At 68.1% G+C, this 22,334-nt stretch carries 19 protein-coding genes and 2 pseudogenes; 9 read left to right on the forward strand and 12 right to left on the reverse strand.

Going from position 1 to position 22,334, the window contains the following annotated elements:
- Positions 1–1,830 (forward strand): annotated as a pseudogene (locus E3T49_RS05480) (DEAD/DEAH box helicase); the annotation flags it as partial.
- 82 nt (positions 1,831–1,912) lie between these two features.
- On the opposite strand, the gene E3T49_RS05485 reads toward E3T49_RS05480, so the two are convergent.
- From E3T49_RS05485 to paaI, 7 genes and pseudogenes are all read right to left on the reverse strand, one after another.
- Positions 1,913–4,669, reverse strand: coding sequence for a cation-translocating P-type ATPase (locus tag E3T49_RS05485; RefSeq protein WP_134423962.1), 2,757 nt, complete (start codon positions 4,667–4,669; stop codon positions 1,913–1,915).
- A 9-nt stretch (positions 4,670–4,678) separates the two neighbouring features.
- Positions 4,679–5,194, reverse strand: coding sequence for a universal stress protein (locus E3T49_RS05490; RefSeq protein ID WP_166785477.1), 516 nt, complete (start codon positions 5,192–5,194; stop codon positions 4,679–4,681).
- A 71-nt stretch (positions 5,195–5,265) separates the two neighbouring features.
- Positions 5,266–5,610: a helix-turn-helix transcriptional regulator gene (locus E3T49_RS05495; RefSeq protein WP_134423964.1), complete on the reverse strand. Its 345-nt coding sequence runs from the start codon at positions 5,608–5,610 to the stop codon at positions 5,266–5,268.
- A 62-nt stretch (positions 5,611–5,672) separates the two neighbouring features.
- A complete protein-coding gene (locus E3T49_RS05500; protein WP_134423999.1) occupies positions 5,673–6,029 on the reverse strand; it encodes a hotdog fold thioesterase in 357 nt (118 codons plus the stop codon).
- 166 nt (positions 6,030–6,195) lie between these two features.
- Positions 6,196–6,783, reverse strand: a pseudogene (locus E3T49_RS05505) (TetR/AcrR family transcriptional regulator); the annotation flags it as partial.
- A 71-nt stretch (positions 6,784–6,854) separates the two neighbouring features.
- Positions 6,855–8,165: a phenylacetate--CoA ligase PaaK gene (gene paaK / locus E3T49_RS05510; RefSeq protein ID WP_134424000.1), complete on the reverse strand. Its 1,311-nt coding sequence runs from the start codon at positions 8,163–8,165 to the stop codon at positions 6,855–6,857.
- 33 nt (positions 8,166–8,198) lie between these two features.
- Positions 8,199–8,633 (reverse strand): hydroxyphenylacetyl-CoA thioesterase PaaI, encoded by a 435-nt coding sequence (gene paaI, locus E3T49_RS05515; protein WP_134423966.1) that lies wholly within the window; start codon positions 8,631–8,633, stop codon positions 8,199–8,201.
- Positions 8,634–8,749: 116 nt separating this feature from the next.
- Between paaI and paaA the strand changes: the two genes are divergently transcribed.
- The 6 genes from paaA (at position 8,750) to E3T49_RS05545 (ending at position 13,441) form a co-directional block, all read left to right on the forward strand.
- Positions 8,750–9,733 carry a 1,2-phenylacetyl-CoA epoxidase subunit PaaA gene (paaA, locus tag E3T49_RS05520; RefSeq protein ID WP_134423967.1) on the forward strand — a complete coding sequence of 328 codons (984 nt, stop codon included), beginning with the start codon at positions 8,750–8,752 and terminating at the stop codon, positions 9,731–9,733.
- Positions 9,733–10,038: a 1,2-phenylacetyl-CoA epoxidase subunit PaaB gene (gene paaB, locus E3T49_RS05525; RefSeq protein WP_104102564.1), complete on the forward strand. Its 306-nt coding sequence runs from the start codon at positions 9,733–9,735 to the stop codon at positions 10,036–10,038. Before paaA ends, paaB begins: the two co-directional genes overlap by 1 nt.
- A complete protein-coding gene (paaC, locus tag E3T49_RS05530; protein WP_134423968.1) occupies positions 10,038–10,883 on the forward strand; it encodes a 1,2-phenylacetyl-CoA epoxidase subunit PaaC in 846 nt (281 codons plus the stop codon). Before paaB ends, paaC begins: the two co-directional genes overlap by 1 nt.
- Positions 10,877–11,404: a 1,2-phenylacetyl-CoA epoxidase subunit PaaD gene (gene paaD / locus E3T49_RS05535; protein WP_134423969.1), complete on the forward strand. Its 528-nt coding sequence runs from the start codon at positions 10,877–10,879 to the stop codon at positions 11,402–11,404. The genes paaC and paaD overlap by 7 nt, the downstream gene beginning before the upstream one ends.
- A 2-nt stretch (positions 11,405–11,406) precedes the next feature.
- Complete coding sequence (paaE, locus tag E3T49_RS05540) at positions 11,407–12,594, forward strand: 1,2-phenylacetyl-CoA epoxidase subunit PaaE (protein WP_134423970.1); 1,188 nt, start codon at positions 11,407–11,409, stop codon at positions 12,592–12,594.
- A gap of 73 nt (positions 12,595–12,667) precedes the next feature.
- Entirely contained in the window at positions 12,668–13,441 is a 774-nt protein-coding gene (locus E3T49_RS05545; RefSeq protein ID WP_134423971.1) for an enoyl-CoA hydratase/isomerase family protein, read from the forward strand.
- Between the two features lie 228 nt (positions 13,442–13,669).
- On the opposite strand, the gene E3T49_RS05550 is transcribed toward E3T49_RS05545, so the two are convergent.
- From E3T49_RS05550 to E3T49_RS05570, 5 genes are all read right to left on the reverse strand, one after another.
- Positions 13,670–14,377 (reverse strand): ABC transporter ATP-binding protein, encoded by a 708-nt coding sequence (locus E3T49_RS05550; RefSeq protein WP_134423972.1) that lies wholly within the window; start codon positions 14,375–14,377, stop codon positions 13,670–13,672.
- On the reverse strand, positions 14,374–16,290 hold the full coding sequence (locus E3T49_RS05555) for a branched-chain amino acid ABC transporter ATP-binding protein/permease (protein WP_134423973.1): 1,917 nt from the start codon (positions 16,288–16,290) through the stop codon (positions 14,374–14,376). The genes E3T49_RS05550 and E3T49_RS05555 overlap by 4 nt, the downstream gene beginning before the upstream one ends.
- A gap of 4 nt (positions 16,291–16,294) precedes the next feature.
- Positions 16,295–17,167 carry a branched-chain amino acid ABC transporter permease gene (locus tag E3T49_RS05560; protein WP_166785478.1) on the reverse strand — a complete coding sequence of 291 codons (873 nt, stop codon included), beginning with the start codon at positions 17,165–17,167 and terminating at the stop codon, positions 16,295–16,297.
- A 2-nt stretch (positions 17,168–17,169) separates the two neighbouring features.
- Positions 17,170–18,354, reverse strand: a complete 1,185-nt coding sequence (locus tag E3T49_RS05565; protein ID WP_134423975.1) for an ABC transporter substrate-binding protein — start codon at positions 18,352–18,354, stop codon at positions 17,170–17,172.
- 175 nt (positions 18,355–18,529) lie between these two features.
- Positions 18,530–19,462: an EamA family transporter gene (locus E3T49_RS05570; protein WP_134423976.1), complete on the reverse strand. Its 933-nt coding sequence runs from the start codon at positions 19,460–19,462 to the stop codon at positions 18,530–18,532.
- Between the two features lie 166 nt (positions 19,463–19,628).
- Here E3T49_RS05570 and E3T49_RS05575 point away from each other — a divergent pair, with 166 nt between their 5' ends.
- Positions 19,629–20,828, forward strand: coding sequence for a glycosyltransferase family 4 protein (locus E3T49_RS05575; protein ID WP_134423977.1), 1,200 nt, complete (start codon positions 19,629–19,631; stop codon positions 20,826–20,828).
- A 189-nt stretch (positions 20,829–21,017) separates the two neighbouring features.
- Positions 21,018–22,298 carry a hypothetical protein gene (locus tag E3T49_RS05580; RefSeq protein WP_134423978.1) on the forward strand — a complete coding sequence of 427 codons (1,281 nt, stop codon included), beginning with the start codon at positions 21,018–21,020 and terminating at the stop codon, positions 22,296–22,298.
- Positions 22,299–22,334: the final 36 nt, after the last annotated feature.

A 22,334-nucleotide genomic window follows, 5' to 3' on the forward strand; every position in this document is an offset into this window, starting at 1 on the left:
CCGTCCTCGCACGGACCGTCCGGCGTACAACAACGACCGTCCGTCCTACGGTGACCGCGCTCCGCGCACGGACCGACCGTCGTACAACAGCGACCGTCCCCGCACCGACCGCCCCGCGTACAACAACGACCGTGCCCCGCGCACCGACCGCCCCTCGTACGGCAACGACCGTCCCCGCACCGACCGTCCGGCGTACAACAACGACCGTCCGTCCTACGGTGACCGCGCTCCGCGCACGGACCGACCGTCGTACAACAGCGACCGTCCGCGCACGGACCGTCCCGCGTACAACAATGACCGCCCGGCGCGCACCGAGCGTCCGTCCTACGGCGACCGCCCGGCCCGCANCCCGCGTACAACAATGACCGCCCGGCGCGCACCGAGCGTCCGTCCTACGGCGACCGCCCGGCCCGCACCGACCGTCCTGCCTACAACAACGACCGTCCCTCGTATGGCGATCGTCCCGCCCGCCCCGAGCGCGGCGGCTACGACCGTTCCGAGCGGGCGAACTCCGACCGTCCGTCGCGTCCTGCCCGCTCGGCGTCCGACGGCGGCCACTCCAGCAATTTCTACCCCGACCGCGACACCAAGGCGCACTTCGCCGCCGGTGACGACGTCGTGCTCGAGCGCCTCGAAGCCATCGCGACGACGGCTGCCGAAGTCGTCGGCGTGACCTTCGGCGACCTGGGGCTCGGCGAGAACATCGTGCGTGAGCTCGCCACCCTCGGTGCCGCAACGCCGTTCCCGATCCAGGCTGCGACCATCCCGGACGTGCTGGCCGGGCGCGACGTGCTCGGCCGTGGCAAGACCGGTTCGGGCAAGACCATCGCCTTCGGTGCTCCCCTTGTGGAGAAGCTGCTCGAGAACAACGGGGCCAAGGACCGCAAGATGGCCCGCAAGCCGCGCGCGCTCATCCTGGCGCCGACCCGTGAGCTGGCCCTGCAGATCGACCGCACCATCCAGCCCATCGCTCGCAGCGTCGGCCTCTTCACCACCCAGATCTACGGCGGCGTTCCGCAGTACCGTCAGGTCAGCGCCCTCCAGCGCGGCGTGGACATCATCATCGGCACCGCCGGCCGCATCGAAGACCTGATCGAGCAGGGTCGTCTCGACCTCAGCGAGGTCGTCGTCACCGTCCTCGACGAGGCCGACTACATGTGCGACCTGGGCTTCCTCGAGCCGGTTCAGCGCATCCTGCGTCAAACCAAGAAGGGCGGCCAGAAGCTGCTCTTCTCGGCCACCCTCGACAAGGGCGTTGCCTCGCTGGTCAAGGAATTCCTGATCAACCCGGCCGTGCACGAGGTTGCCGGCGAAGACCAGGCCTCCTCCACGATCGACCACCGCGTGCTCGTGATCGAGCACCGCGACAAGAGCGCCATCATCGGCCAGCTTGTCGACCGCCAGGGCAAGACGCTGATCTTCTCCCGCACCCGTGCCTACGCCGAGCAGCTCGCCGAGCAGCTCGAAGATGCCGGCGTGAAGGCCACGAGCCTGCACGGCGACCTGAACCAGGCCCGCCGTACCCGCAACCTGCAGATGCTGACCAGCGGTCGCGTCAACGTGCTGGTGGCAACGGATGTCGCCGCTCGCGGCATCCACGTGGACGACATCGACCTGGTCATCCAGGCCGACGCCCCCGACGAGTACAAGACCTACCTGCACCGCTCCGGTCGCACCGGTCGCGCCGGCAAGTCCGGTACCGTCGTCACGCTCATCCCGAAGCAGCGTCGACGCCGTATGGACGACCTGCTCGAGCGCGCCGAGATCGAGGCCTCGTTCACGAACGCGGCCCCCGGCGACACGTCGGTCCGTGACCTCGCCGGCATGTAGTCAGCAGCACCCGCACTAACGCGAGAAAGGGCATCCACCGTCACGGTGGATGCCGTTTCTCACGTTCCGGGGCAGGACGGCCTCAGCGGCGAGCGGCGCGCCGCCCGGTTGCCCGCACGATCGCCTTCCGAATCTCCTCGATCCAGAGCACGGACGACCCGACCAGCACGCAGAGGCCCCACTGGCTCCCCGTGAGTGCGGTGGTGTCGAAGAGTCCCTGGAGCATGTCGATCTGCACCACGAGAACCTGCAGGATGATCACGGCGGCGAGTGCCAGCCAGATGCTGCGGTTGGTGAACGTCTGGAGTGAGAAGACGGAGTGGGTGTCCGAGCGCACGTTGAGCAGGTTGAACACCTGGAAGAAGACGAAGGACGTGAACGCGAGGGTCGTCGCGAAGGCGGCGTCCCCGGCACTCTCCGGGAACAGGGCGGGCGCCTGGGTCAACACCGTCAGGGTTCCCGCGGCCATGACCAGGCCGAGCCCGAGAATCCGCAGCATCCGGTCCCGGGTGAGCAGAGGCTCGTCGGACGGGCGCGGAGGCCGGCTCATCGTTCCGGGTTCGGCCGGATCCAGACCGAGGGCCAGGGCGGGAGGGCCGTCCATGATGATATTGACCCAGAGGATCTGCAGCGCCGTGAACGGTGCACCCGCCGCCCAACCGGTGACGCCCGCGATCAGGAAGATGAGCACGAAACCCCACGCCGTGGTCAGCTGGAACCTGACGAACTTCAGGATGTTGGCATAGATGCCGCGTCCCTCCCGCACCGCGGCGACGATCGTCGAGAAGTTGTCGTCGGTGAGGATCATGTTCGCGGCGCCCTTGGAGACATCCGTGCCGGTGATCCCCATGGCGATCCCGATGTCGGCCTGCTTCAACGCCGGCGCGTCGTTGACGCCGTCACCGGTCATGGCCACGACGTTGCCGCCGGACTGCAGCGCCCGGACCACCCGGATCTTGTGGGCCGGGGTGACCCGGGCGAGCACCCCGTAGTCGGCGGCGCGGGCGGCGAGTTCGTTGTCGTCGAGCTCGTCGAGCGTGGGACCGGCGGCAGCCTCGCCCGGCAGGCCCAGGTTGCCGGCGATGGCCGAGGCCGTCACGAGATGGTCGCCCGTGATCATGTGCACGCGGATGCCTGCGCCGAGCGCCACCGAGATGGCCTCAGCAGCCTCGACGCGGGGTGGGTCGACGATACCGACGATGGCGTAGAGCGTCAGTCCGGTGACCAGCGAGCGACCCGAGTCGTCGTCCGGAACGGTCTCGGCATCGAGGGTGCGTCCGGCGATCATGATCGTGCGCAGGCCCTCCCCGGCCAGCTCCTGGATGGTGTCGTGGATTCGTTGCTGCAGCGTGTCGTCCAGAGAGCGGATGCCGTCGTCGGTGAGTACCGAATCCGTCAGGGGCAGCAGGGCGCCCGGTGCGCCCTTGGCGAAGCAGCGGTGACCGGATGGTCGCGGTCCTCCGGTCGTCGGCTCTGCCGGACGGTGGAACGTGGCCATGAATTTGTAGTCGGAGTCGAAGGGAACTTCGGCCACCCGGGGGTAGGTCCGTCGTGCCCCCGCGACGTCGATGCCGCCCTTCTCGGCGAGCACGGCGAGGGCCCCTTCGGTGGGGTCGCCGACCAGCACGCCGTTGTTCAGCACTGCGTCGTTGCACAGGGCCATGGTCAGGAACGCCTCGGTGAGGTCGGGCATCGAACGGTCGTCTCCGGTGAGGATCCGGCCCTCGGTGGAGTAGCCCTCGCCGGTGATGCGGAAATCGCGGCCGTGGGTGTGCAGGCGTCGGGCCGTCATCTCGTTCATGGTCAGCGTGCCGGTTTTGTCGGTGGCGATGTGGCTGACGCTGCCGAGCGTTTCCACCGCCGAGAGTTGCTTGATGATCGCGCCCTGGGCGGCCAGCCGCGAGGCACCCATCGCCAGGGTGAACGCGACGACCGCGGTGAGACCCTCCGGAATGGTCGCGACGGCCAGCGAGACGGCGGTGATCAGCAGCTCGGTCCAGGACTCGCCGCGCAGGAGCCCCAACACGAAGACGATCGCCACCACGACCAGCGCCGCGACGGTGAGCAGCTGGGCGAGCTGGTCGATCCTGCGCTGCAGGGGTGTCTTCTCGGTCGTCACTTCGTTCAGCAGCCCTGCGATACCGCCGACGGCCGTGCCCATGCCGGTGTCGGTGACGACCATGGTGGCCCGGCCGCGGGTGACCAGGGTGTTCATGAAGAGCATGTTGGTACGGTCGGCGAGCGGCAGTCCGGCATCGTCCAGCGCGGGGATCGTCTTGCCGACCGGCTCGGATTCCCCGGTCAGGGTTGCCTCGGCCACCTGAAGCCCGGAATGCTCGATGAGGCGACCGTCGGCGGGAACGGAGTCGCCGGCGTCGAGCAGCACGATGTCGCCCGGCACCAGCTCGGAGAACTGAACCTCGACTTCGGTGCCCCCCCGGCGAACGACGGCCTTGCCTTCCGACAGTTTTTGCAGCGCCTGGAGACTGCTCTCGGCGCGTCGCTCCTGCACATAGTTCAGAACGGTGTTGAGGATGATCACGGCCAGGATCACGATCGGAGTCTCCAGCTCCCGCGAGACGACGGCACTGACGACCGCGGCCACCATCAGCACGATGGTCATCTTCTCGCCCAGAAGGCGCACGATCTTGCGCCAGGTCGGCACGCGGTTGGGCTTCTGCAGCAGGTTCGGTCCGGACTGCCTCCGGCGGTCGTCGACCGCGGCCGCGCCGAGCCCGGTCCGAACGTCGACGTCCTGCGTCGCGAGGGCCTCAGCGGCCGAGAGTGTGTGCCAGGCGGTGCGCTCGGTGGTTGCCGCTACGGGAGAGGGGATAGGCATCCGGCTGAATCAGCGTTTCGCTGGTTTGCGCGTGACCAGAACCGGGCAGACCGCGAGCCGGGTGCATTGGTCGCTGACCGAGCCCAACAAAAGGCCGGCCAGGTTGCCGCGGCCGCGGGAACCGACCACGAGCATGCGTGCCTCCCGGGACACCTCGATCAGGCTCCGGGCGGGCCCCGCGTGCACCGCCCGGTAGTCGGCGCGGACGTGCGGGAAGGCGTGCACGATCGCAGCGGTGTCTTCGATCAGAGCGCCCCGGACCGCTTCAGAGTATTCCTCGAACGATGACACGAAGCCGAACTCCCAGTTCGCGGGCCGGGGGGCGGTGTCGATCGACCAGGCCCGCACGATCACGATCGGGGCGTGCAACTGGTCGGCGAGCCCGAAGGCCGTGCTGAGCGCGTAGTCCGCAAAGGGTGATCCGTCGTGGCCGACGACGATGCTGCCGGCCGGCGCCGGCGCAGGGCTGGAGCCCTCGGCGGTCTCGAGGGGTGTGCCTGCGGGGGTTGTGCCTTCGGTGTTCACGGCGGACTCTCCGAACTGAGGGACGAGTGGGGCAGAACGATCAGAACACTCCCAGATTACCGAACTGCAGTTCAGGTGTCCAGCGGGTGGGGCGGGATCGGCACGAGCACGGCCAGCAGCTCGTCGAGTTCGTGGCCGTCCGCCACGGGATGCCGGAACGGTCGTCCGGTGGCGATCTCGTAACTGTTGCGCCGCCCGATCCTGGTTCTCGTGATGTAACCGTCCGCCACGAGGTCGGCGATGATCTTCTGGGCTCCGCGTTCGGTGACGCCCACCCGGGAGGCCACGTCACGCATCCGGCACTGGGGGTCGCGCGCGATCGTGACGAGAACGTGCGCGTGGTTGGTCAGGAAGGTCCAGCGGGCATCGCTCCCGGCGGTGGGCCCAGGCTCCTGGTCGGCGTCCGATGCGTTCATCTAAGCGAGATTAGTCCACCGGAGTCGTTCTGTCCCGGCCGTCTCGCGCCGGGCGGGGGAGCCTATGCGCGATCGGGCGCGTCGATGATCAGGTTGGTGATGCGCGCGGTGCACAGCCGGCGGCCCTGGTCGTCGCTGATCACGATCTCGTGGCAGGCGATCGTGCGCCCGAGACGGATGGCCGTGGCCACGCCGGTCACGATCCCTGAGCGGGCGGCGAGGTGGTGCGTGGCATTGATGTCCAGCCCCACGGCGCTGCGCCCCGGGCCGGCGTGGATCACGGCCGCCCAGGAACCGAGCGCTTCGGCGAAGGCGACGGATGCCCCGCCGTGCAGCAGCCCGAACGACTGCCGGTTGCCCTCCACCGGCATCGTCGCGACGACCCGCTCCGCGGACTGCTCGACGATGGTCACGCCCATCTTCTCGTCGAGTTCGCCGAGGGTGATCTTCCAGTTCCCGTTCACGCGTCTCCTATCGGTGGTCGAGCTTGCCGAGACCCGGTGGTCGAGCTTGTCGAGACCCGGTCGAGCCGGCCCGGTGGTCGAGCTTGTCGAGACCGGTCGAGCCGGCCCCGACCGGCACCCGCAGTCCGTCGAGTGCCACCGCGAGCACATCGCTGGCCAGCTGCCCGGCGTCTTCCGGGCCCTCCGGCCGGTACCACTCCACGATCGAGTTGACCATGCCGAACAGAAGCCGGGTCACGATGCGCGGGTCGATGTCGCCGCGCAGCGAGCCCTCGTCGCGGGCCTCCACCACGAGGGCGGACACGGACCGGTCGAAGGCGCGGCGGCGGGCGAGCGCTGCGCGCTCGACATCCGTGTTGCCGCGAACCCGCAGCAGCAGTGTCACGTAGGGCAGCCGGGAGGTGAGCACTTCCACGGCGCCGCGCAGTACCGCGGCGAGCCGATCGATGGCCGGGCCGACCTGGGCGCTCTGCTCGAGCAACACGCCTTCGAGTCCGCCGAGAGCCTCGTCGAGAGCCTGTTCCAGCAACTCCTCCTTCGAACTGAAGTGGTGGTAGATCGCCGATTTCGACAGGCCGAGGCGGGTCGCGAGCACCCCCATCGACGTGGCGTCGTAACCGAACTCGTTGAAGGCGCCGACCGCGACCTCGAGAATGGCGCGCTGGTCGTAACCGGGGCGGCCGCGTTTGGTGAGGGCTGGTTCAGACATAATCGAGAAGTCTCTCACGGGCCGGGTTCTTGGGGGAACGACCGGCCCGTGACGGCTGGGTTGTGGCAGGCTCAGCGCAGGTCGTAGACACGCTTGTGCTTGCCCGTGCTGCGCTCGAGCGTGCCGGGTTCGACGATCAGCACGCTGACGCTTGACCCGATCAGGTCCTTGATCCGGTGGATCAGCAGTGCCGAGGCGATGTCGGAGGCGACATCCGTGGCGTGCTCGTGCCGTTCGATCCGCACGGTGAGCTCGTCCATCCGGTTCGGCCGGGTCAGCTCGATCACGAAGTGCGGGGAGAGGCTCGGGATACTCAGCACGATCTCCTCGATCTGGGTCGGGAACAGGTTGACGCCGCGCAGGATGATCATGTCGTCGTTGCGGCCGGTGATCTTCTCCATCCGGCGCATGCCGGGGCGCGCCGAGCCGGGCAGCAGGCGGGTCAGGTCCCTGGTGCGGTACCGGATGACCGGGAACGCCTCCTTGGTCAGCGACGTGAACACGAGCTCACCCTGGGTGCCGTCAGGCAGCACCAGGCCGCTGTCGCCGTCGATGATCTCGGGCAGGAAGTTGTCCTCCCAGAGGTGCGGACCGTCCTTCGTCTCGATGCACTCGTTGCCCACGCCCGGGCCCATCACCTCGCTGAGCCCGTAGATGTCCAGGGCGTCGAAGTCGAGGCGGTCTTCCAGTTCGAGCCGCATCTGGTTGGTCCACGGCTCCGCGCCGAGCACGCCGGCCTTCAGGCTGGAGGAGCGCGGGTCCATGCCGGCCGCGACCATGGCATCCGTGATCGTCAGGAGGTAGCTGGGTGTGGCCATGATGACGTCGGGCTCGAAGTCCTGGATCATCTTGACCTGCTTGTTCGTCTGGCCGCCGGACATCGGGATCGCTGTGGCCCCGAGCGCCTCGATGCCCGCGTGCGCACCGAGGCCGCCGGTGAACAGGCCGTAGCCGTAGGCGTTGTGCACGCGCATGCCGGGACGCACGCCCGAGGCTCGCAGGCTTCGGGCCACCAGGCCCGCCCACATCGCGAGGTCGTTCTTCGTGTAGCCGACGACGGTCGGCAGCCCGGTGGTGCCGGAGGAGGTGTGGATGCGCGCAACCTGGTCCATCGGCACCGCGAACATACCGAACGGGTAGGAGACCCGCAGGTCGTCCTTGGTCGTGAACGGCAGGAGGGCCACGTCCTCCAGGGTGCGGATGTCGTCCGGGTGCACACCGACCTCGTCGAACTTGCGTGTATATAGAGGTACGTTCTGGTAGGCGAGCCGAACCGTCTTCTGCAGGCGCCGCAGCTGCAGGGCCTGCAGCTCATCGCGGGACATCCGCTCTTCGGGGTCGAGTTCGTCCTGCGCCGGCGCGTGCAAGCGGGTCTTGGTCATCGTTGACATGAGGCCTCCTGGTGAAGTGCGGGGTTAAAGTGCGGGTGCGGCCGGGGCGGGCAGGGGGAAGTTGGTGGTGCGGCTGCGCCCGCGGAACTCGGCGACCGGCACGCTGTGTTCATTGGTGACGCGCACGTCGTAGAGGCCCGAGCGCCCGCTCTTGGTGCGGAGTACGGCCGTGGCCGTGAGGGTCTGCCCGGCAGCGGTCGGCTTCAAAAAGGTGATGTCGGCCCCGGAGGCGAGCGTGACATGGTGGTCGTCGTTGCAGGCGATCGCGAACGCGGTGTCGGCCAGGGCGAAGACGATCCCGCCGTGGGTCACGTCGAAGCCGTTCATCATGTCGTCGCGCAGGAGCATGGAGACCACGGCACGGCCCGGTTCCGAGGAGCGCACGACCATGCCGAGTGAGGCGGAGGCCCGGTCGTTCTGCATCATGGCCCCATTGGAGGGCGGTAAAGCATCCGTCATGTGGTTCTCCTCATTGAGTTCCGCTGGCTGCAACGCATGGTTGCCGGGGTAGTAGGGAAACCATATACTAACTGAACGATCGGTTGGTAAAAGTTCGCCAAACCCAGGAGTCAACGATGACAATCCCGCCAGTTCCCTACGCTATCGCCCCGGAGAACGCCGCAACGGTGTCCGCCGAGGAGCAGCAGTTCAACGACCTGATTGCCGCCGATTCTCGAATCGAACCGCGCGACTGGATGCCGGACGGCTACCGCAAGACCCTCATTCGCCAGATTTCCCAGCATGCGCACTCCGAGATCATCGGCATGCAGCCGGAGGGCAACTGGATCACCCGGGCGCCCAGCCTCAAGCGCAAGGCGATCCTGCTGGCCAAGGTGCAGGACGAAGCCGGCCACGGCCTCTACCTCTATTCCGCCGCGCAGACGCTCGGCGTCAGCCGTGACCTGATGACGGACCAGCTCATCGCCGGCAAGGCGCGCTACTCCTCGATCTTCAACTACCCGAGCCCGACCTGGGCCGACATGGGCTCGATCGGCTGGCTCGTCGACGGCGCCGCGATCTGCAACCAGGTGCCACTCTGCCGGGCGTCCTACGGTCCCTACGGCCGCGCCATGGTGCGCATCTGCAAGGAGGAGTCGTTCCACCAGCGGCAGGGTTTCGAAATCCTGCTCGAACTGATGAACGGCACGCCCGCCCAGCGCGAGATGGCCCAGGACTCGGTCAACCGCTGGTACTGGCCGGCCCTGCAGATGTTCGGCCCGCCCGACGACGACTCGCCCAACTCGGCGCAGTCGATGGCCTGGAACATCAAGCGGTTCTCCAACGACGACCTGCGCCAGCGGTTCGTCGGAATGCTCGTGCCGCAGGCCGAGGTCCTCGGCGTCACGCTGCCGGACCCGGACCTGCGCTGGAACGAAGAAAAGGGTGCCTACGACATGGGTGAAATCGACTGGACCGAATTCCACGAGGTGCTCGCGGGCCGTGGCCCGGCGAACGCGAGGCGCCTCCAGCGCCGCCGCGACGCGCACAACGAGGGTCAGTGGGTGCGTGAGGCTGCTGCCGCGTACGCCGCGAAGCAGGCCGTGAAGGCGGTCGCATAATGAGCGCTCCCGGTGCATCCGAGAAGGAGATCTGGCCCCTCTGGGAAGTTTTCGTGCGCTCCAGCCGCGGAATCAGCCACACGCACGTGGGCTCATTGCACGCCCCCGACGCCACCCTCGCGGTGCGCAACGCGCGTGACCTGTATACCCGCCGCAACGAGGGCGTCTCGATCTGGGTCGTTCCCGCCGACGCGATCACCACGAGCGACCCGGATGCGAAGGGCGCCTTCTTCGAATCGCCCGCCGGCAAGAACTACCGCCACGCCAGCTACTACACGAAGAGCGAAGGGGTGAAGCACCTGTGATGGATCACGGACAGGCCCCGGTCGCCACCGAGCCCGACGCTCACGGCCACGTCGACGTCGACACGGTCCAGCTCTCCGCGGAACTGGTCGAAGCGGCATCCGTCGCCTCGCACGACGTGGCGGAGTATGCGCTCTGGCTCGGCGACGACTCGCTCGTGCTGGCCCAGCACCTGGGCTGGTGGATCTCCCGCGCCCCGGAGCTGGAAGAGGACATCGCCCTCGGCAACATCGCCCTCGACCTGATCGGGCACGCCCGCTCCCTGTTGCACTACGCCGGGGCCGAGTCCGGCCGCACCGAGGACGACCTGGCCTACTGGCGAGACGAACCCCAGTGGCGGTCCGCGCACCTGTTCGAACAGCCCAACGGGGACTTCGCGCACACGATCGCCCGCCAGTTCATCGCCGCGCACTACCTGTTCGAGCTCTACAGCGCCCTGATGGAGTCGACGGATGCGACGCTCGCCGCGATCGCGGCCAAGGCCGTGAAAGAGGTCGACTACCACCGCGACCACTCCATCCAGTGGGTGCTGCGCCTCGCTCAGGGCACCGACGAATCCCGCCGGCGCATGATCACGGGCCTCTCCGACCTGTGGCCGTTCGTCGACGAGCTCTTCGTCGACGAACCGCTGATCGACCGGCTCGAGGGAGTCGCCGTGCGACCGTCATCGCTCCGTGCCACGGTCGAAGCCGCCATGATTCCCGTTCTCGCTGAAGCTGAGCTCGAGGTTCCCCGCGGCTTCATCTCCTCCGGGGGCGGACGCCGCGGCGACCACTCCGAGAATCTCGGGCCGCTGCTCGCCGAGCTGCAGGTGCTGGCCCGGGCCCACCCGGGCGCGAAATGGTGACCGTGGCATCCGTTGCCCGCCCGCGCCCGAGCGACGCGGCCTCCCAGCAGGCCTGGGACATCGCCGCCGAGGTCTGCGACCCGGAGGTCCCCGTGCTCACGATCGAAGACCTGGGTGTGCTCCGGTCGGTCACCGTCACGGACGCCGGAACCCACGTCATCCTCACGCCGACGTACAGCGGATGCCCTGCCATGGAGGCCATGCGCGACGACGTCACGGCGGCCCTGACCGGGGCCGGCTACCGAAACGTCACCGTCGAACTCGTGCTCGCTCCGGCCTGGACCACCGACTGGATGAGCGAGGAGGGCAAGGCGAAGCTGGTCAGCTACGGCATTGCCGCCCCCACCGGCCACTCCGGCGTGCGCCCCACCGGCGCCGTCCGGCTCCAGCTCGCGGTTAAGTGCCCGCGCTGCTCCTCACTGAACACGCGGGAACTCGCCCGCTTCGGTTCGACGTCGTGCAAGGCGCTCTACGAGTGCCGGGACTGCCTCGAACCGTTCGACTACTTCAAGGTGTTGTAACCATGGCCGCACTCAATCTGGGCAGTACCGATTCCGCCGTTCTCGACCCTGCCGACTCGGTCGCCGATTCCTCCGCTACCGACCCCGCCGGCGCGCCCGCGAAGCGCCGCGCCCGGTTTCACACGCTCACCGTCGGCGAGGTGCGCCAGCTCACCCAGGACAGCGTCGAGGTGACCTTCCTGGTTCCCGACGAGCTGCACGGGGAATTCGACTACGACCCCGGGCAGCACCTCGCCCTCCGCGCCACGATCGACGGCCGGGAGCTGCGGCGCAGCTATTCCATCTGCCGCCCCCGCACGGTCGGTTCGGTCAGCGTCGCCATCAAGCGTGACCTCGGCGGCGTCTTCTCCAGCTGGGCGAACAGCGAGCTGCGCGCCGGCGACCAGCTCGACGTGATGAGCCCGCAGGGCACCTTCACCACCGCTCTGGAGACCCTCGACGACACGCACATCGTCGGCATCGCCGCGGGCAGCGGAATCACGCCGCTGATGTCGCTCGCGCACACCGTGCTCGAACGCTCGGACACCTCCCGTTTCACGCTCGTCTACACGAACCGCACCGCGCTCGACGTGATGTTCCTCGACGAGCTCGCCGACCTGAAGGACCGGTACCCGGCCCGTCTCGCGCTGCACCACGTGCTCTCCCGCCAGTCCCGCTCCTCCGCGCTGCTCTCCGGCCGCATCGACGAGGAGAAGCTGCGCCTGATGCTGGCCAGCATCATCCGCCCCGCCTCCGTCGACGAATGGTTCCTCTGCGGGCCGTTCGAGCTGGTGCAACTGTGCCGCGACACGCTGGAGAGCGTGCAGGTCGACCCGCGTCACATCCGCTTCGAGTTGTTCACGACGGGCGAGCCCACGCATGCCGCCGGTGACACCGGGCGGCCCGTGGTCGTCGGGATCGGCGACAAGACCTTCGAGATCGAGTTCACCCTCGACGGCGAGAGCGCCACGGTGACCACGCCGGTCAACGCGAAGGAGAGCATCCTGAACGCCGCTCTGCGGGTTCGGCCGGACGTGCCGTTCGCCTGCGCCGGGGGAGTGTGCGGAACCTGCCGCGCCAAGCTCGTCAGCGGCGACGTCACGATGACCGAGAACTACGCCCTGGAACCCGACGAGATCGCCCGCGGCTACGTGCTCACCTGCCAGTCGCACCCCACGACCGACAAGGTCGTCGTCGACTACGACGTGTAGCGCGTGTTGAAGCGCTGATCATGTTGACGCGCTAATAAATAGGTACGGCGCGCAAGCGCGGAAAGTGGTTCCCGTGATCGATCTGACCATCATGGACGACGTGGCCTACGTCGTCCTGAACGCCCCGGACAAACTGAACGCCCTCGACGAGGCGGCCCTGGCCGAGCTCGACGCCGCCTACGAGACCGCGGAAGCGGCCGGCGTGCGCGCCCTCGTGCTGCGCGGCGAGGGACGGGCGTTCTGCGCCGGCCGCGACATCTCGGGTGTCGACCCGCGGGACGACGATGTGATGGGTTTCCTGGGGGGACTCGTCACGCCGTTGCTGCAGCGCATGAGCGCCTTCCCGGCCCCCACCTTCGCCGTCGCGCACGGAGCCTGCCTCGGGGTGGGCCTCGGCCTGCTGATCGCCACGGATGTCGTCTATGTCGCCGACACCGCGAAGATCGGGTCCCCGTTCGCGAATCTCGGTGCCACGCTCGATTCCGGCGGCCATGCCCTGTTCGTCGACCGACTCGGCGCGCACCGCACCCTCGACCTGATCTACTCCGGCCGGCTCATGTCGGGAGCGGAGGCCGTGGCCTCCGGTCTGTTCAGCCAGGTCTTCCCGGCCGCCGAGGTGACGGATGCCACGGTCCAGGCCGCCGAGCGGGCCGCACACGGTGCGACGCAGGCGTTCCTCGCCAGCAAGGAGCTCGTGCGCGCCCTCCGCGACGACCGCCTCGGCCTCTGGCAGAGCGTCGCCGCGGAGAACCGGGCCCAGGCGGCCCTCTGCGACACTGCGGATTACCGCGAGGGCTTCGCCGCCTTCCAGCAGAAACGCCAGCCCGCCTTCACCGGCCGCGGCTGACCTGGCCCGCGCGCGTGCTCCGCGCGCGTGCCGTGCCGAACACCCCGTTCCGGTCGAGAGTGCCCGTTCCGCCGGTCACTCTCGACCGGAACGGACACTCTCGACCGGCGCAATACCCGCGTGCCGCTTCGGGCGTACGCAACGGATGCCGCGCGCACGACGAAAGGAGAGGCACGCACCCGCAGGTGCGTGCCTCTCCTTCGCGTATGGTGCCGCCGCGTGCCGCGGTTACGCGGCCGCGCCGCCCAGGTAGGCGTTATGCACCTCGGGCAGTTCCACGAGTTCGGCCGGCGTTCCCGTGAGCGCAACGCGCCCCCGGTGCATGACCACCGCTCGGTGGGCGATCTTGAACGAGGCGCGCACGTTCTGTTCCACCAGCAGCACCGCGAGTTGCTTCTCGACGCAGAGCCGGGAGAGCACCTCCATGATCTCGGCGACCACCTTCGGGGCCAGGCCGATCGACGGCTCGTCCAGCATGATCGCCGTCGGGTCCGCCATCAGGCCGCGGCCGATGGCCACCATCTGCTGCTCGCCGCCGGAGAGGGTTCCCGCGGCCTGGCCCATCCGGGTGCGCAGCCGGGGGAACAGATCGAGGATCGACTCCACGTCGCCGTGGCCGTTCTTCGTCCAGGCGCCCAGCATGAGGTTGTCGCGCACGGAGAGGGTCGGGAAGCACAACCGGTTCTCGGGCACATGGGTCAGGCCGAAACCGGCCATCTTCTCCGCGGGCTTCGCGGTGATCGTGCGACCCTCCAGGGTCACGCTGCCCGCGGTCGGCCGGATCAGGCCGCTGACGGCCCGGAGCAGGGTTGTCTTTCCGGCTCCGTTCGATCCGACCACGGCGACGATTTCCCCGCGGGCCACCTCGAAGCTGACCTCGTGCAGCACCGCGAGCTTGCCATAGCCGGCGTCCAGCCCGGAAACGATCAGTGTCATGCGTGCTCCTCCAACTCGGTCAGTTCGGCTTCGGCCTCGTCGAGGTCCGTGCCCAGGTAGGCCACCACCACGGCCGGGTCGTTACGCACCGACTCCGGGTCGCCGTGCGCGATAAGCACGCCGTCGTCGAGCACCGCGACATGGTCGGCGAGAGACATGACCTGCGCCACATCGTGCTCGACGAGCACGATCGTGAGCCCGGACGCACGCAGCCGCCGCAGTAGTTCGGCCATCACCTCGCGTTCAGTGCTGGACAGGCCGGCCATCGGCTCGTCGAGGAGAAGCAGGGCCGGCTCGGCGGCCAGGGCCCGGCAGACCTCCATGATCCGCTGCTTGCCGAAGGAGAGGTCCGAGGCCGAGTCGTCGGCGGCATCCGTGAGCCTCATCGATTGCAGGATCTCGTAGGCCGCCGCGCGGTGGGCGCTCTGCTCACCCGATTGCAGCCCCAGCATCCCGCGGAGCACCCCCGCGCTGCCCTTGCGGTACCGCCCCATGTAGACGTTGCCCACGACATCCGTCGACGAGAACACCTGCAGGTTCTGGAACGTGCGGGTGAGCCCGTGCGCGGCGGCGACGTGCGGCTTTCTGCCGGAGATGACCTGCCCGAGGAACGTGACGGTGCCCTCAGTCGGGGCCAGGGCCCCGGAGATCATGTTGAAGCAGGTCGTCTTGCCGGCGCCGTTGGGCCCGATCAATCCCAGGATGCTGCCGGCCGGCACGGTGAGGCTCACGTCGTTGACGGCGACGACGCCGCCGTACCGCTTGGTCAGCCCCTCGAGGACCAGGATCGGCTCGCCGGCCGCGACCGGCGTGCTCACCGCCGGGAGGAGCGGGATCGTCGTGTCGTCCTCGGCGGCGTGCGCATGTGCGTCGACGGGCGGGCGTTTCCCGGCGAACGGCAGTTTCTGCCACAGGGTGGTCGCCGCCTGGTGGAGGCCGCCGGGGAGCAGCAGGATCACCAGGATCAACACGATGCCGTAGCCGAGCAGCTGCACCTCGCCGGTGGCACCGGGGAAGATGGCCGGGATGACGTCGCGCATGCCCTCGCCGAGGAACTGCACCAGGAAGGCGCCCGCCACGGCGCCCCAGACCGATCCGAGGCCGCCGATGACGACCATCAGCAGGATCGAGACCGACAGGTGGAATTCGGCGGTGGTCGGGCTCACGATCGCGACCTGGTAGGCGTAGAACACGCCGCCCAGGCCGGCGAACCCGGCGGAGAGCACGAAGACCTTGAGCCGCAGAGCATAGGTGTTCACACCGAGACTCTCCGCTGCGAGTTCGGAGTCGTTGACCGCCGAGAGGGCGCGGCCGGCACGGCTGCGGGTGAGGTTGAGGGCTAGGATCAGCCCGATCACCACGAACGGCGTGACGAACCAGAGGAAGAATCCGCTGTTGTCGATCGGGACCCCGAAGACCGTGGGCCGCGAGATGCCGTAGATGCCCGTGGTGCGTCCGGTGACGTCCCATTCGCGCACGCCGATCATCACGATGAAGCCGAGTCCCAGTGTCGCCAGCGCGAGGTAGTGGCCGCGCAGGCGCATGAGCGGAAGGCCCACGAGCAGGGCGACCAGCATGGCGGCGAGCACGCCGACGGTGGCCGCGACCGGTCCGGGCAGATCGAGCTTGGTCAGCAGGATCGCGTGGGTGTACGCGCCGATCGCGAAGAACGCGGCCTGCCCGAGGCTGACCTGCCCGGCCAGACCCATCAGCAGGTTGAGCCCGATGGCCGGCAGGGCGAAGATCATCGCGAACACGACGATGTTCATGACCGAGGAATTGGCTGTGAAGGGAACCACGATCATCAGCGCGACGAGGATGCCGCAGCCGATCAGCGTGCTCTTGTTGTCCGTCCAGAACCGCGCCCGGCGAGAGCTGATCCCGGCGGGGGCTGGTGTGGTTGCATGTGTCATATCGCTACACCCTGACCGCTGTGGGCTTGAGAACGAGGCCCTGAGGACGGACGACGAGCACAAGGATGAGGATGAGGAAGGCGGCGCCGTCCCTCAGGCCCGACGAGACGTAGCCGGCCACATACGCCTCGATCATGCCGAGCAGGAGCGCCCCGACGATCGCGGCCCGGAAGGAGACGAAGCCGCCCAGGACGGCGGCGACGAAGCCCTTGAGGCCGAGCAGCACGCCCCCCGACCAGAGCGAGAGATAGATCGGGGAGGCCACCACGCCTGCGACGCCCCCGACGAAACCCGCAATCGCGAAGGCCAGCACGGATGCCGCGACGGGGCTGATGCCCACGATGCGCGCCGCAACGGGTTGTTCCGCGCAGGCCCTCAACGCTTTGCCCCAGCGGGACTTCTCGTAGAAGAGCACGATCCCGCCGCCGACGACGACGAGCGCGCCGATCATCCAGAATTCCTGAGAACGGATGCTCACCCCGCCGATCAGGATGTTGGTCCCCGGGAACAGGGGCACGCCCTTGGCCTCGGGGCCCCACGCCAGCAGCATGATCGCCTGCAACAGAGTCGAGACGCCCAGGGTCAGGATGATGGAGATGAGCGGAGTCAGCTTCTTCACCCGCGCGATGATCAGCCGGTCCATCGCGATGGCCACGAGGGTCACCGAGAGGATGGCGACCAGGATGGCCAGTAGGAGAGGCATGCCGGCGGCGGTCAGCCAGACGCTCCCCAGTCCGGCCAGCATCGCGAACTCGCCCTGGGCGATGTTGATGACGTGGCGGACCGTGTAGACGGCGATCAGGCCGACGGCGAGCAGGGCGTACACAGATCCCTGTGAGAGCCCTGCCACCGTCAGCTGCAGGAAATCGGTGAGCACAATCAGTCCTTGAGGAGGTTCCAGCGACCATCCTCGGCCTCAGCCAGGATGAGGGCGGAGGCGTCGAGGCCGGAGTGGTTCTTCGCGGTCATCTTGAAGACTCCCGAGATCCCGGTCCACTCGGCGCTCTCGAGTTCGTCGCGCAGAGCGTCCGCGTCGGTTCCGGCGGCGTCGATCGCGTTGACGGCGATGTGCCAGGCGTCGAAAGCGTGGCCGGCGAAGCCGGACGGCTGCTCACCGTAGGCCGCGTTGTAGTCTGCCTGGAACTGCTCGATCACCTTGCGCTGCGTGTTGTCGGCAGCCAGCTGGTCGGCGACGAGCAGGCGGCCCATCGGGGCGATGACGCCGTTGGCGGACTCACCGGCCGCGTCGAAGAACGCCTGGTTGGAGATGCCGTGAGAGTGGTAGACCGGCTTGTTCACGGCGAGCTGCATGTAGGCCTTCTGGGCCAGGCCGGCCGAGGGGTTGATGCCCCAGATGATGACGGCGTCGGCGTCGGAGCCGCGCACGTTGGTCATCTGCGGGGTGAAGTCGGTGGCGCTCGGCTCGAAGGCCTCCGTCGTCACCAGTGTGATGCCGCGCTCGGCGCCGAGCTCGGTGATGTAGTCGGCGACCCCTTCGCCGAACCCGGTCGCATCGCGCACGAGGGCCAGCTTGGTGTAACCCTTGGCCTCGGCGTCATCGAGGATGCGCTCCAGCACGACCACGTCGTTCTGCGCGGTCTTGAAGACCCACTCGGAGCCCTCGACGATGGCCACGTTGGCTGCGACGGAGATCATCGGGATCTTCGCGGCCTCGGCGATGGGGCGCATCGCCAGGCTGGGGCCGGTGCGGGACGCGCCGATGATGATGTCGACCTGGTCGCTCTCGATCAGCTTGCTGGTTGCCTTGGCCGCGCCGTCCTCGGTCGACTGGTTGTCGATGATGATGAGCTCCACGTCGCGCCCACCGATGCCGCCGTCGTCGTTGAGCTGCTTGGCCAGCATGTTGAGCGTGTTCTGTTCCGGCACGCCGAGGCTGGCGCCCACGCCGGTGACGTCGAGGACGGCACCGATCTTGATCGGGCCTGCCTCCGCGGCAGGGTCGGCCTCGGCCGTTCCTCCCAGGTTCGAGGTGCTGCATCCGGCCAGCACAAGGGCTGTGACCACGGCAATCGGCGCGATGAAACGCAGACGAGACTTCTTCATTGGAATCTCCTTCAGAGGAACAGATAATTAGTGACCGACCAGTCGTTCACTAATTCAGGTGTGGGCCTGACAGTACCGTGGCACCGTCGCGCGCGGCAAGACCCTTGCGGCGGCCCAACGTAACGAGTGGGTGACGGTGTCGGCGACGACCGGATGCGCGCCGGCGGCCGGTTTCTCAGGCCAGCGCGAGCATTCCGGCCGGGGCGAGGGCGAGCGCGAGGCCCAGCCACTGCACCGGCGCGATGCGTTCCCGCAGCACCACGGCGGCCAGCAGGATCGTCCCGGCCGGGTACATGGCCGTGAGCACGCTCATCACACTCAGGTCTCCCGCGCGCATGCCGAGCAGCAGGAGCACGTTGGCCACGACGTCGACCACGCCGCAGGCCACGGCCAGGCGGAGCCCGATGGCGAGCGTCGAGCGGCCGTGCGCGGCGGCATCCGTGGCCACCGTCGCCGGCGTCGTGGCCGGCGCAGCCTGCGTGGTCGCCGCTGCCGCCACCACGGCCCGGCGCAGCGTGACCAGCGCGATCACGCCGACGACGGAGAACATGATGCTCGCATTCACGGCGCGGTTCATCACCAGTGGTACGAGCCCGCTGTCTGCCGGGGTGAGGTCGATCATGACCATGAAGGCGCCGATCATGGCGCCGGAGCCGAGGGCCATCAGCACGCCGAGCAGGCTCGGCCGCACGGCGCCGCGCTCAGGCACGAAACCCACCAGCACCACCGCCACGAGGGCCAGGCCCAGCGCCCAAGAGCCGATCGGGGCGAGCCGGTCGCCACCGGCCAGCCCCACGGTCATCGGCACCACCGCCGACACCACGGCGGTGAGGGGCGAGAGGATGCTCATCGGACCGATCGCCAGGCAGGCGTACAGCAGCGAGATGGCGATGGCGCCGCTGATCCCCGACACCGCACCCCAGAGCACGGCCGATTGAGACCAGACCCCGGCCACGAACGGCAGGGCCAGCAGCAGAGCCACGAGCCCGGACGCGGCGGCCACGGCCGTCACGAGCAGCGAACTCAGGCGCTTGGCGGCGAGCCCGCCGAGGAAGTCGGCGCTGCCGAAGATGAGTGCGCCGGTGAGGCCGAGGACCGCGGTAAGCATAGAACCCGAGCCTAGCCAGAGGTCGGCACCAATCCCCAAAGTGAGCTATTCTCCGACCTAGCGCGAGTGCACGCACAAACACGTCAGGCGGCGGGCCCTTCTCGAAGGGCTGCTCGCACCGCGCAGGCCGGCAGTGGGACTCATCAGATCATTCTGGGGGGAATTCATGACAGGGACGACGGATGGCACGGGCGAGCGATCAGTTGAGCGAGTTGCCTGGGTTTCGGGCGCGTACGGCTATAACGGAGAACTGGTCTACTTCCAGGACATCTTCGCCGAGTTCCTCAGGCGCTTCCCGAACGGGATCATCCCAGTGGCGAAGGACTTCCCGGTCGGGCGGTATCCCGGGCTGGCACTCTCGCCCATTCTTGCGTTCCACCGCCTGGGGCGAACACGCCGAAACGTCGGCGACATCACCTATATCGGTGTCAGGCGGCTGCCGACCGCCGCAACGTGGGTCAGGCTGATTCGGCTCAGGGCAGACGTGTTCATTCTGATCGAGTTCAGTCCGACCTCGCTGGTCGGGTTCCTCATCGCGCGTGCAACCCGGCGCCGCATCGTGCTCCTGATCGAATCGGATCCCTCGTATCGCGGGGCTCCCAGCGGTCGCCTGAGCCTCGCGATCAAGAAATTCGTGGCCGAGCGGGTGGATGCCGTCCTCGTCAGTAACGAGATCGGGGCGAACTTCGTGCGCGACACACTCCGGGTGAGCGAGGCCAAGACGGTCGTCGGCCCCTATCTGACCTCCTGCCCGGCTCCGTTGACCGAGGGCGCTCCCGCCGAACGGCCGCCCGGGGTCGTGCGGATCCTCTTCCTCAACTCCCTGACCGCCCGCAAGGGACTCGCCGAGCTGATTCAGGCGCTCGCCGCGGTGGCCGGCGCGCGGACGCGCTGGGTCCTTGATGTCGTCGGAACCGGCATCGAACTCGAAGCGATTCGCCGCCAGGTCGACGCGCTCGGGCTCGGTGACAACGTCGTCTTCCACGGCCGGGTGGCCTATACCGGGATCGGACCCTTCTACTCGTCAGCGGACCTCGTTGTCTGCCCGACCCTGGCCGACTACCGCTCGCTGGGCGGATTCGAGGCTGTCAACGCCGGAAAGCCCGTGCTCGTGTCCTGTTATGACGGTGCCCACCAGGAAATCCTCCGTTACGCTCCCGCCGCGCGGCTCATCGACCCCCGAGACACCGCCTCATTCACCAGTGTGCTCGAGCAATTCATCCTGGACGAGCCGGCACTCGAGGCGGCCCGACGGGCGGCCGGTTCGCCGCCTGAGCAGTTCTCGATGACCAGCGTCGGCGGCAACCTGCAATCCGCCGTGTTGTTGGCTTTGCGCACGAAGACCCTGATTGGAGCCCAACGTTGACCGGGACCACTTTTCCACGGGGTGGCCGACATGCACGGGCAGGACGTAGCCGGGGGCGCGGTGATTCGGACCGGTTCGTCCACGAACCCGGCCCTGACGATGGTGGCCATGGCGTTTCGTCTGTCCGCCCATCTCACCGGTGCCTGGCGTCATGACCTGCGCTGATCCCCGGTCCCTCCGGAGCAGGTCATGATCCGGCGGGTCTGGACCGGCGCGGTCCGGGTGGGCGGGTTCACGTCGAGCATGGTGCTGCTCGCGGTCGCATCCCTGCTGATGATTCCGGCAATGATCCGATCGGGCGGCGTTGACGCGTGGGGCTCGATTGTGATCGGGCAGGCCATCGGTGCGATCGCCGCTACCGTTATCGGGTATGGCTATGGTGTGACGGGTCCGTCAGCGGTGGCCCGCGCGGACGTTCCGGAGGCGCGGTCGGAGTTCCTCGGCTCGCTCCTCACCCGTTCCGTCATTCTCGGTCCGGGCCTCGCGATCGTGTGGGTGCTCAGCATGATCATTCCAAGCCCGGACCGGCCACTGGCCTTCGTGGCGTCGTTGCCCATCGTCTTCGGTGGCATCACGGCAAGCTTTTTCTACATCGGCCGCAGCTCGCCGGTGCAGTTGCTCCTTCTCGAGACCATGCCCCGATTCCTCTTCACGTTGCTCGCCGTCTGGGTGATGGTCTCCGGAGGGTCCGTCTTCTCGGGGCTGCTCCTCCAGCTTGTCGGGGTTGTGGTGGGGCTGTTGGCTTCGATGGCGTGGATTCTTCGTTTCTGGAGCAGGAATGATCGGCGCAGGGTGCGAATCAGGCCCCTGCGACAGATGCTCCGTGAACAGCTGCAGGCGCTGACGACCACCCTGCTCACTGCGCTCTACGGGGGTCTCCCCGTGATCATCGTCGGGTTCGTGTCCCCGGTGGGCCTGGCGTCGTTCGGAGTCTTCCACAAACTGCAGCGACAGCTGGCCGTCGCAGTATCGCCGGTGAGCACGGTCTTCCAGGGCTGGGTTCCACGCCACTTGAAGGCGGGGTATTCGCCCGTGAAAGCCATCTCCACCGCGCTGGGCGGAACAGCGGTCGTGGCGGCGATGATCGTACTGGTCATGGGAGTCGCCGGGCAGGCCATCTTCGACTGGCTGAGCGCCGGACAGCTGCATGCGGAACAGGGGCAGGTGCTCCTCTCCGGTCTGATCGTTGCAGGGGGCCTGATCCAGGCAGCGCTGTCCTATGCGTGCCTGGTCCCCCTCGGTGGCATCCGGGACGTCATGCTATCCAACGTCGTGGGTATCGCTGTGGGCCTGGGGCTGCTGCCGCTGCTGGCCGGCAACGCGGGGACGACCGGCGCCCTCGCGGCGCTCCTGATCGGGGTGCTCACCCAGATCCTGATCCAGGCCGTGGCACTGGCACGCCGGATTCGCACCGAAGGCGCCTCCGATGCACTCCCGCGGCGAGCGGAACCACTTCGTGAGCAGCAGTAGCATGAGCGCCGCGTTGATCGCGTATCGCTCCAACGG

The organism is Cryobacterium cryoconiti (assembly GCF_004403065.1).
Lineage (GTDB): Bacteria > Actinomycetota > Actinomycetes > Actinomycetales > Microbacteriaceae > Cryobacterium > Cryobacterium cryoconiti.

Coding starts and splice junctions, on each gene's coding strand:
- E3T49_RS05485 (WP_134423962.1), bottom strand. CDS start 4,669: ATGCCTATCCCCTCTCCCGTAGCGGCAACCACCGAGCGCACCGCCTGG.
- E3T49_RS05495 (WP_134423964.1), bottom strand. CDS start 5,610: ATGAACGCATCGGACGCCGACCAGGAGCCTGGGCCCACCGCCGGGAGC.
- E3T49_RS05500 (WP_134423999.1), bottom strand. CDS start 6,029: ATGGGCGTGACCATCGTCGAGCAGTCCGCGGAGCGGGTCGTCGCGACG.
- paaK (WP_134424000.1), bottom strand. CDS start 8,165: ATGACCAAGACCCGCTTGCACGCGCCGGCGCAGGACGAACTCGACCCC.
- paaI (WP_134423966.1), bottom strand. CDS start 8,633: ATGACGGATGCTTTACCGCCCTCCAATGGGGCCATGATGCAGAACGAC.
- paaA (WP_134423967.1), top strand. CDS start 8,750: ATGACAATCCCGCCAGTTCCCTACGCTATCGCCCCGGAGAACGCCGCA.
- paaB (WP_104102564.1), top strand. CDS start 9,733: ATGAGCGCTCCCGGTGCATCCGAGAAGGAGATCTGGCCCCTCTGGGAA.
- paaC (WP_134423968.1), top strand. CDS start 10,038: ATGGATCACGGACAGGCCCCGGTCGCCACCGAGCCCGACGCTCACGGC.
- paaD (WP_134423969.1), top strand. CDS start 10,877: ATGGTGACCGTGGCATCCGTTGCCCGCCCGCGCCCGAGCGACGCGGCC.
- paaE (WP_134423970.1), top strand. CDS start 11,407: ATGGCCGCACTCAATCTGGGCAGTACCGATTCCGCCGTTCTCGACCCT.
- E3T49_RS05550 (WP_134423972.1), bottom strand. CDS start 14,377: ATGACACTGATCGTTTCCGGGCTGGACGCCGGCTATGGCAAGCTCGCG.
- E3T49_RS05555 (WP_134423973.1), bottom strand. CDS start 16,290: ATGACACATGCAACCACACCAGCCCCCGCCGGGATCAGCTCTCGCCGG.
- E3T49_RS05565 (WP_134423975.1), bottom strand. CDS start 18,354: ATGAAGAAGTCTCGTCTGCGTTTCATCGCGCCGATTGCCGTGGTCACA.
- E3T49_RS05570 (WP_134423976.1), bottom strand. CDS start 19,462: ATGCTTACCGCGGTCCTCGGCCTCACCGGCGCACTCATCTTCGGCAGC.
- E3T49_RS05575 (WP_134423977.1), top strand. CDS start 19,629: ATGACAGGGACGACGGATGGCACGGGCGAGCGATCAGTTGAGCGAGTT.
- E3T49_RS05580 (WP_134423978.1), top strand. CDS start 21,018: ATGATCCGGCGGGTCTGGACCGGCGCGGTCCGGGTGGGCGGGTTCACG.